Source organism: Cohnella lubricantis, from assembly GCF_014212015.1.
GTDB lineage: Bacteria > Bacillota > Bacilli > Paenibacillales > Paenibacillaceae > Cohnella > Cohnella lubricantis.
Genome location: NZ_JACJVN010000071.1, coordinates 1 through 9,700, shown reverse-complemented (window position 1 = coordinate 9,700; position 9,700 = coordinate 1). Strand labels below are relative to the sequence as shown.

The 9,700-nt window shown below is 58.6% G+C and carries 6 protein-coding genes; all 6 read right to left on the bottom strand.

Going from position 1 to position 9,700, the window contains the following annotated elements; genetic code table 11:
- Window positions 1–141: 141 nt before the first annotated feature.
- A complete protein-coding gene (locus tag H4Q31_RS17645; RefSeq protein ID WP_185180384.1) occupies window positions 142–2,586 on the bottom strand; it encodes a glycoside hydrolase family 31 protein in 2,445 nt (814 codons plus the stop codon).
- 125 nt (window positions 2,587–2,711) lie between these two features.
- Window positions 2,712–4,169, bottom strand: coding sequence for an ABC transporter substrate-binding protein (locus tag H4Q31_RS17640; protein WP_185180383.1), 1,458 nt, complete (start codon window positions 4,167–4,169; stop codon window positions 2,712–2,714).
- 124 nt (window positions 4,170–4,293) lie between these two features.
- Entirely contained in the window at window positions 4,294–5,166 is an 873-nt protein-coding gene (locus H4Q31_RS17635; RefSeq protein ID WP_311771756.1) for a carbohydrate ABC transporter permease, read from the bottom strand.
- Window positions 5,167–5,168: 2 nt separating this feature from the next.
- On the bottom strand, window positions 5,169–6,083 hold the full coding sequence (locus H4Q31_RS17630) for a carbohydrate ABC transporter permease (RefSeq protein WP_185180382.1): 915 nt from the start codon (window positions 6,081–6,083) through the stop codon (window positions 5,169–5,171).
- A 96-nt stretch (window positions 6,084–6,179) separates the two neighbouring features.
- A complete protein-coding gene (locus tag H4Q31_RS17625) occupies window positions 6,180–7,499 on the bottom strand; it encodes a response regulator (RefSeq protein WP_185180381.1) in 1,320 nt (439 codons plus the stop codon).
- A 23-nt stretch (window positions 7,500–7,522) separates the two neighbouring features.
- Complete coding sequence (locus H4Q31_RS17620) at window positions 7,523–9,379, bottom strand: sensor histidine kinase (RefSeq protein ID WP_311771755.1); 1,857 nt, start codon at window positions 9,377–9,379, stop codon at window positions 7,523–7,525.
- Window positions 9,380–9,700 lie beyond the last annotated feature (321 nt).

Below are 9,700 nucleotides of genomic sequence, written 5' to 3'. Positions count from 1 at the left end.
TTACGAATCTTAAGTTCCAGCATATACAGATAGGCAGCCGGACGATGGCTCCAAGCCATGCCGACTGCCTATTAGGACAACATGTATGAACTTTGAACGAGACCGAATGGCCGGTCAGTCTCCCTCTATCCGCGGACTAACTTATGACAACTGCAGCGTCAACCGGAACTCCCGCTTGTTCGGCAGCGTCATCTCGAATATTCCGCGAACCGAATCATAACGACAATCCAGCGGCTTATCCCCTTCGTTCAGAACAACCGACGCCGGCTCGGATCCGAGGCCCGCAATAGCGATCATCAACTCGCTGGCCGCTGCTCCTGCCGGTTCCTCTAGCCCGACGGCCGCCTCTTCCCGAAGCCCATCATGCAGCAGCCGAGCGGACAGCGTCCGTTCCCCGCCGGACTCCGTCCAGACGAATTCCCGCAGACGGTATGCGCCTTGTTCGTAGCCGAACGTCTTCCCATCGTCCTCGAACAGCGAGAAGCTTCCTTCGCCGCCCGCGTACACCTTCAGCGTCAGCGGCCCTTCCGCTGCTTCTCCCGTATGCTGGCGCAGCGGCTGCTCGGGAAGGATCGCTCCCGCGCGCACGTACAGCGGCATCACCTCGAGCGGCGCGTCGGCCAGCACGTGCCGGCCGCCTTCCAGCCGCTCGCCGGTCCGGTAATCGATCCAGACGCCTTCCGGCAGGTAGACGGAACGGGCGGCCGCGCCCGGCCGAAGGATCGGCGCCGCCAACAGGTCGCGTCCGAGCAGGAATTGATCGCACAGATTCGCCGCTCGGCGATCCTCCGGGTATTCGAGCAGCAGCGGACGGACGATCGGCAGTCCGGTTGTCGTCGCTTCATAGAATAACGAATACAGATAAGGCATTAGCCGGTAACGCAGGTTCAGCGCCTCGCGGCAGACGGCTTCGATGCGATCGCCGAACCGCCATGGCTCCTGCCGAATCACATCAATGGCGCTATGGTTGCGGCAGAAGGGGAATAACGCGCCCATCTGCGTCCAGCGCGCGACAAGTTCGCCCGACGTATGATGCGCGAAGCCGCCGATGTCGGGACCGGCGAACGCCACGCCGGACAAGCCCAGGTTCAGCACCATCGGAATGCTCATCGCCAAGTGCTCCCAGTAGCTTCGATTATCGCCTGTCCACACCGCCGCATACCGCTGAATGCCGGCATAGCCCGCCCGCGTCAGCACGAACGGACGCTCGCCGCCCAGTCCGCGGGCCATGCCTTCGTACGTCGCCTTGGACATGAGCATGCCGTACAGATTGTGCCATTCCCCGTGCGTCTTCGGGTCGCCGTTGTTCGCATGCACGACGTCCTCGTCCATCGTCTTCGAGCTCGTATCGAATACGGACGGCTCGTTCATGTCGTTCCAGATGCCTTTGATCCCGCTGTCGATATAGAATTGATGCAGGTCGCCCCACCACTTCGCCGCCTTGTCGTCGGTATAGTCGGTGAAGGCGCTCGGTCCCGGCCATACGCTGCCGATGAACAGATCTCCTTCAAGCTTCGAGCAGAAGCAGCCCCGCTCCACACCCTCCCGGTAGATCGGATACTTCGGGTCCTTCTTCACGCCGGGGTCGACGATCGGCACGACATGGAACCCCATCTCCGCCAGATCCGCCATCATGCCGCGCGGATCGGGGAACCGGGCCGGGTCCCACGTGAATACTTTGTACTCTTCCATGTAGTGAATGTCTAGGTAGAGCACATCGCAAGGAATCCGCTTCGCGCGCATCGTGCGGGCGGTCTCGAGCAGGTCTTCCTGGTTCATATAGCTATACCGAGACTGCTGATAGCCGATCGCCCAGAGCGGCGGCATCGGCGGCTTGCCGGTCAGCGCCGCATATCGCTTCACGACATCCTTCAGCTTCGGACCTCCCAGCACATATAAGTCCAGATTGCCGCTCTCGGATTGTACCGCGTACCGATCGCCGCCGGTGCGCATATCGAACGCGGTCCGGCCGGGATCGTCGAGGAACACGCCGCATGCCGCCTCCCCGAACCGGTAATGGATCAGGAACGGAATCGATTGATAGAGCGCTTCGGTATCCGGCACATGCGGCGCATACACGTCGCTGTTCCACATCTCATAGCGCTCGCCCTTCTTGTCCAAGAAGCCGGTCTTCTCTCCTAATCCGTAGAAGTGGGAATCGTCCGTCATCGCCGCCGTCAGCGTGATCCGACGATGCGCGTCCCAGGTCAAGTCCTTGCCTTCGAACAGACATCCGCCTCCGCTGCCGAACACGGAGAAGATGCCGTTCTCCTTGCTAACCGAGACCGTCAGTCCGGCGGCAGAAGCCTTATATGCTGTATCCGATTCTTCCAGCTTGAAGTCATCGGCCTTGGGCTGCGGCAGAACGGCCGGCGTTGTCGCCTGCTCCGGCGCGGCGCCCAAGAACTGCCGAATGCGAACCATCCCTTCCGCGAGGAAGGTCAATGACAGGCCAGCCTTCTCCCCATGGAGCAGCACGCCCGCCGCTTGCGCCTCCGCCCGCTTGATTCGGCCGATCCGGTGAACGGCTGCCTTCTCTACTGATTGCCCTTGCAAGTCGGGATGGATCGTCTCGCTAGTCAACATGATAGTCACCTCAACAATATGATGCATGCAGCGCTTCCATCATTTAAAGCAGAACACATTATCGACAACCGTATGAAGAATCCCCGGGGGGGCTGGCCCCGCCGGGGATTCCGACTCCATCTGTCTTATTGAACCGTGATCGCGTCGTAATACTTGCTCTGCATCTCTTGGGCCGCATTGTCGAGCAGCGTCTTCGCGTCTGCGTCCTTCTTCGTGAACACCTCTTGAATGGCGTTCGTTATGATGCCGTAGTACTCCTGCGTATTGTATTGCGCTTCCGGCTTGCCATCGAGCAGCGCGGCTTCCGCCGGATCGTACTTGTAGGCGTTGTCGTACTTGGCGAGCAGGTCCTGCACCTTCTTGCCGTATTCGGAATCCGGCTTGTAATAGTCCATATGCGGCGGCACGTAATATTGTCCCTTCGCCTGCAAATCCTTAATGCTCTGCTCCAGCGATACGAGCGCGTCGTCCGAGTAATAGTCGAATACGATGTAGTTGAACGCGGCTTGCTGCTCCGCCGGGGAGGCATTCGGATTGACGACCAGATAGTTGCCTCCGAGAACCCCGGTGTGCTTGCCCCCCGCTTGCGCCGCCGGCATCGGATATACCGCCAGATCCTCCGGCTTCAGCCCGGCTTGCAGCGCCTGCTGCAACGGACCGTCGGCCCCCGCAATTACCATAGCAGCCCGCCCTTGCGCGAATGCGCCGGTAGCGCCGCCCCAATCCAGCGCCCAGTCCTGCGGAACCGCATTGGCTTCCCAGCGCAGCTTCTTGTAGAAGTCCAGCGCCTTGACGCCGGCGTCGGAGTTGAACGCTGCGGTCACTTTGCCGTCCGCTACCGTCTGGATCTCGCCGCCCGCTTCGAACAGGAAGTTGGTCCAGTTCCAGCCGCCGTCATTGCCTTTAGCCATCGGGGCGACGCCGGCGATGCCCTTCTTCGGATCGGCCGCTTGCTGGGCGATATTGTAGAAGTCGTCCCAGGTCCAGTCGTATGACGGGAGCGCGATGCCCTTATCGGCCAGCATCTTCTTGTTGATCACGACTTCGCTGACATAGCCGTTCTGCGTGACGCCGTATACTTTGCCGTCCAGATTGAACTGATTCTGAAGAACCGGATTGATGTCGTCCTTGTGCTCGTAATTGTTCCACAGATCGGTAATGTCCGCCGCCCAGCCCTTCTCGACCAGCATCTTCGCTTCCGTCGCGAACGTGTTGAAGAACGTCGGCGCTTCGTTGGCCGCCATCTTCGGTCCGATCTCGTTGACATTATACTGCCAATCGTCCGGTACGACCGTTACGTTCGGATACTTGGCTTCGAAGCGCGCGATCTTAGCGTCCTCGATCGCGCGAAGCTCGGGCTTGTCGGCCGTCGGGTAATAAATCTTGATGGTGACCTTCTCGTCCGACGTATCCGCCGAAGCCGAAGCGGATGCCGAGGACGATGGCGCCGAAGAATCCGACTGTCCGGAAGGCGATGAAGACGAGCTTGCGCCGCCGCCGTCGTTGTTATTGCTGCAGGCGGTTACCAGCGCGCCTAGCATGGCCGCGCTTAGCAGCAATGCGGGCAACTTAATCCTTTGCATTGGAACTCCCCTTATCTTAAGTGGATTTGTGCTTCGACCTCATCATAATGGAATCGCAATCGGGAGCGCGATGTGCATTCTTATTCGCATCGTGTGCAGCTCTACGATTCGTTCGAGCTCTCGATCATCCTTTGACGCCGCCCAGATGAAGTCCGCGCATGATGAACCGCTGGAAGACCAGGAAGATGATCATCGGCGGGATGGCCACCATCGTCAGAATGGCGAATTTGACGTTCAGCTTCAGCCCCCGCGCCGCTATCACTTGCTTGTAGATCGCCGTCGACACCGGGTAGTGGTTGTCCCCGTGCATGACCAGCGACGGCCAGAACCAGTCGTTCCACGCGGAAGAGAACAGGAAGATCGCGAGCGTCGAGATGATCGGCAGCGCGAGCGGCAGCGCGATTCTCGTGAATCCGTACCAGTTGGAAGCCCCGTCGATGCGGGACGCCTCGAAGATCTCGTTGTTGATGCCGTCGAAGAAGCTCTTGAGCAGAAGCATGTTGAACGCGCTTGCGCCAGCCGGGAGCCAGAAGGCGAAGTAGGAGTTCATCAGCCCGAGATCCTTCAAGTTGACGAAGTTCGGCACGATGTACGTCGAAGGCGGAATGAACAGCGTCATGAGGAAGAAGAAGAAGATCGCCTTCCGATAAGGCAAATTCAGCTTGGACAGCGCGAATGCGGCCCCGCCGACCGCCAGCACCGTAACGACAAGGCTCCCGGCGAAGATATAGAAGGAATTCCGCATGAAGATGGGCAGCTTCAAGAAGTTCCAGCCCTCGCGGAAGTTGGACCAGATCCACTCCCTTGGCAGCAGCTTCGGCGGGAACGAATTAACATCGACGACGGACTTGAACGAATTCAGGAACGTGACGGCGATCGGATACAGCATGCTGAACGACATCGCCGCGATCGCGAGCGTCATGACGGCGATCAGCGCCCTTGTGGAATGGCGATGATAGTCGTGAGAGGACAATATTCCGCGCTCCGCTAGTTTCACGATTATCCATCCTCCCGGTTGCTCAGTCTGAATTGTATGACGGCCAAGACGCCCAGCACGATGAACATCAAGACGCCCATTGCGGAAGCGACGCCGTAGTTCTGGCTCGTGAACGCATACTTCACGATCTTCAGGCCGTACGTCATCGTGGCGTTCACGGGGCCGCCGTCCAGCATGGCCAGCTGCGATTGATAGCCTTGCGAGGTGGCAATCAGCTGCATGATGAGCAGCAGGCCGATCAATCCTTTAATAGAAGGCAGCGTAATGTGGCGAATGCGGGCCCAGACGCCCGCGCCGTCGATCTCGGCCGCTTCGTACCAATCCTTCGGGATGCTGAGCACGGCTGCCAGGTAGATCAGCATGGCCGATCCGAACGACTGCCACGTCTCCATGATGACGAGCGAGGCCATCGACCATCTGGGATCGGTCATGAACATAACCGGATCCAAGCCGAGCCATTGCAGGGCAGCGTTGATCGGACCTACCGGATCGTAAATCCAGCGCCACAGGCCGTACAGCACGACGATCGGAATGACGTTGGGCAGATAAGCCATGACGCGGAAGACGCCTTGGAATCTGCGAATCTCGGAGATCGCGACAGCGAACAGAATAGGCACCCAGAAGCCGATAACGAGACAGAGGAACATATAATAGAGCGTGTTCTTGATCGACTCGCCGATCGTGTCGTCCTGGAAGACCGTGCGGTAATTGTCCAACCCCACGAAGGAATTCCCTTTGACGAAGTCGACGTTCTCGAAGCTGAAGAGGATCCCCTTGACGATCGGGAGCCACAGGAAGAGAACGAATAAGACTACAGCGGGCACGAGGAATAAGTAGCCCGGCCCGTACTTTTTGATTCTCGATAACATACTTCCGGTATTCTCCGGCGGTCCGGCCGAAGCTGCGGCATTGTTCATGGCAGTCCCCTCATCCCTTCTTAATCGGTCTCACTTATTGTAGAGAAGCAAGGGGGAAGGTGAACATGTGCGAATCTATGAAGATCATGGTCGATCTTACTTCTTGAGCTCGGTCGGGCTGATGCCGTAATATTTCTTGAATATCTTGCTGAAGTGCTCCGGCGATTCGTAACCGACGCGGTCCGCGATCTCGTAACGCCGCAGATCGGTCGTCAGAATAAGCCGCCGGCTCTCCTCCATGCGCAGCTTGATGACGTATTCCCACAGGTTGCAATGCATGTACTTCTTGAACAAATAGCTTAAGTAGTTCGGGCTGACGTGATTGTGCCGCGCGACTTCATTGAGCGTAATGCCCTTCTTGCAGAAGTTCTCCTCGATGTACTGCTTCGCTTGCTCGACGATGATGTTGCTCTGGCCGACCCACTCTTCTTCCGAGGACGTTCCTTCCCGCATCGCCCACTTATAATCGCCATAGTAGAAAATGTAATGGTCGCGATGCTCTTCGTTCCACCGCATCGCTCGGCCCGCCTGCTGACTCAGCAGCGGAATGAAGGCAACGTCTCTTAGCATCTGGCTGATGCCGACGACGCTTCGGATCCCCAAGTATTTCTCAATGTTGAGGAACAGGCTTCTCCCGATGAACTCCAGCTGCTCGATCCGATTCGCGCCCAGCTCCTCGTAGGTCCGCTCGCTCCAGTCGAGCAGCACGCACATCTCGCCATCGCGCGAGTAGAACGCCTGGTGGCTCCATTCCTGCCCGAGCAGCTCGCTCGCAATATTGAGCGCCGCGTATTGAAGCAGCCGCTTATCCTTCTCGGCGAGCTCATCCAACAACAGGCGCATCCGGATGACGGCGAAGTAGGGGCCGCCGATCGCCATGCCGCGGCGCAGCTTCAGCTCCTGCGCGATCTTCTCCGTCTCCGCGCTCTCGCAAGCCATCAGCTCGTTCAGCAGGCGGTTCCTCTCTTCGTCCGGCTGCGTCATATGGAAGCTGCCCCGCATCCCGGACATCTCTTCCGCCCCCTCTTCCGAGCGGACAGGGCGTTCGATCTTCAGCAGCACGTTGCGGACGATATCGAGGAAGTGTTCGTTGTTCAGCGGCTTAATCAGGTAATCCTTCGCGCCGAGCCGCATCGCCATCTGCGCGTATTGGAACGTCTCATGGGCGGAGATGACGATCGTCTCCACCCACGGCTTGATGATCTTCGCCTGGTGCATCAGCTCGATGCCGCTCATCGTGCCCATCTGAATATCGGTGATGAGCAGATCTACATTCTCTAGGCGCAAGTAGTCGAGCGCTTCTTGCCCATTGCCCGCGGTCAGAATCGTGCCGATCGCAAGACCGGAGTTCTGCAGCAGATTGCCAAGCCCCTTGCAGATGAGCGGTTCGTCGTCGACGAGCAGAATGGTGTACATGATCATCTTCCTCCCGCATCTCGTTAATCCGCATCGGACGGCAGCGGTTCGTCATGCGCCGGCCGAACGGGCAATCGAATGGTGACGAGCGTGCCGCCGCCGGGCGGACTTGAATACTGGATGCCGTATTCCGGACCGAAGTGCAGCTGAATTCGCTCATGCACATTATGAACGCCGTAGCCGCCGCTGGACCGGATCTCCGGAAGAGGCTCGCGGAGCATCCGGTTGAGCGCTTCATGATCAACCGGCTTGTAGCCGTTGTCCTCGACCTCGACGACTACCCGATCGTCCCGCCTGAAGGCGCGCACGACGATGACGCCGTCCTCGCCCATGTTGCGCACGCCGTGGATAATCGCATTCTCGATCAGCGGCTGAAGCGATATTTTGGGAATGAGATTCGCCTGCGCTTCCTCGTCCGTCTCCCAACGCACCTGGAATTCGTACTCGTATCTCTTCTGCTGCAGCCGGGTGTAAGCCGTCGCGTGCTCCAGCTCCTCTTGAACGGTGATGAGCTCGCGGCCTCGGCTCAGGCTGATTCGCATCAGCTTCGACAGCTCCTTGATCATCTCCGCCGAATCGGAATTGCCTTCGAGCGTAGACTTCCAATAGATGCTCTCGAGCGTATTGTAGAGCAAGTGCGGATTGATCTGCTGATAGAGAAGCTGCAGCTGTGCCTCCTTCTGCTTGATGTCCATCAGATAACGGTCCTCGATCAAGACGTTCAGCCGCTGCGCCAAGCTGTAGGTCGCGTGGATGAGAACGCCGACTTCGTCGTTGCGATTGACCGCTTCCGTATTCGGCACCTTCCGCCCGGGCTCGTAGCCTCGCACGAAGCCGGCCAGCTTCTGCAGCGGGAACAGCAGCGAGCGCCAGAAATATGCCATTACGATCATCGCGAACAGCGAGTAGACGATCGAGATCCACTGAATCGCCCGCTTGAGCTCGCTCTGCTGCTGCAGCAGGGAAGCGGTGGATATCCGGTAGACGAGCTTCTGCTTGATCTCGTAATCGGCATGCTGAACATAGATATAGCCCTTGTAAATGTCGTCGAGCGTCGTCTCCCCCTTGGTTCCGTTCACGAGGCTTGGAGGCAGGTCCAACTGGCGGCCCATGCTGCTCTCCACAGTCGAAGCGAGCACCGTATTGCCGTAGTCCGTCAAGTACATCTCGCCGTTGTCGGGCAGGGAGACCGTGTCGAGCGACTGCTCGATCCGCTTATCCATATTGCTGGCGACCAGCACGCCGACGGTCAGCTTCCCGCTGTAGACGCTGTTCACGGCGCGAATATAGGCGAGCGTCTGGGAACGGCCGGTGTTCACCCCGTCGATGATCTTCAGGAAGCCGCGCCCTTTGAGCGCGAGAGCTTCGTCGGCCCAGGCCGGCTTGGTCGCATCCGTGTAGAAGAAGACGCCTCCGTTGCGGAATCGCGGCGAGGTGTGCGGAGCGAAGCTGTACAGATCCTCGGGATCGTACACGTACAGGTAATAGGCGATGGCGTCCCCGCCTGTCGTCCCCATTGAGTACGAGGGGATGAGCTTGTCGGCGGTCTCGTACAGCTTGACGCGGTCATAGAGATCGTCGGCGTCCGGCATCGCATCCTGTCTTCCCGCCTGCAGCTGCTGTACGACTGGATTGACGATAATCGTCGTCATGACGCGGTTGACGGTATCGATGTCTCGGTTAATGAGCAGATGGTTCTGCTTGTTCAATTCCATATAAGCGTTCGTGACATGGCGCTTCAGGATCTGTTCGGTCTGGTTGTTGGCGTACCAGTTCAGGAGGAATACGGGGCTGACGAGAATGATGAACAGCAGAATGAGCTGACGGTTCAGCTTCATTCGGGTCAGCGGGTTGTGGAACTGAAGCCTTCGCGATCGCAAGACGGCGCACCCCCGGATAATGACAACATCAGTATGCAGGATGAATAGCGGAATGAGAAAGCGCTGTCAACGAATTCCGTAACAATACGCACGATATCCGTGGCAGCGCGCATAGGTAGGGCCTGAGCTTCGTGGTGTCGGTTATGTGCCTGTTGATGTGCCCATCGTACCGTCAATGGGACGGGATGGCAATACTTGGCGCGGCGTGATCGCAAAAATAGGAAGAGGCCAGACGGTTGCCCGCACTGGCCTTGGGATTGTTGGCGGCGGAGTTACTCGGGTTCGCCGAGTAACTCCTGCGCTTGGCGCCTCTTGGCGGCG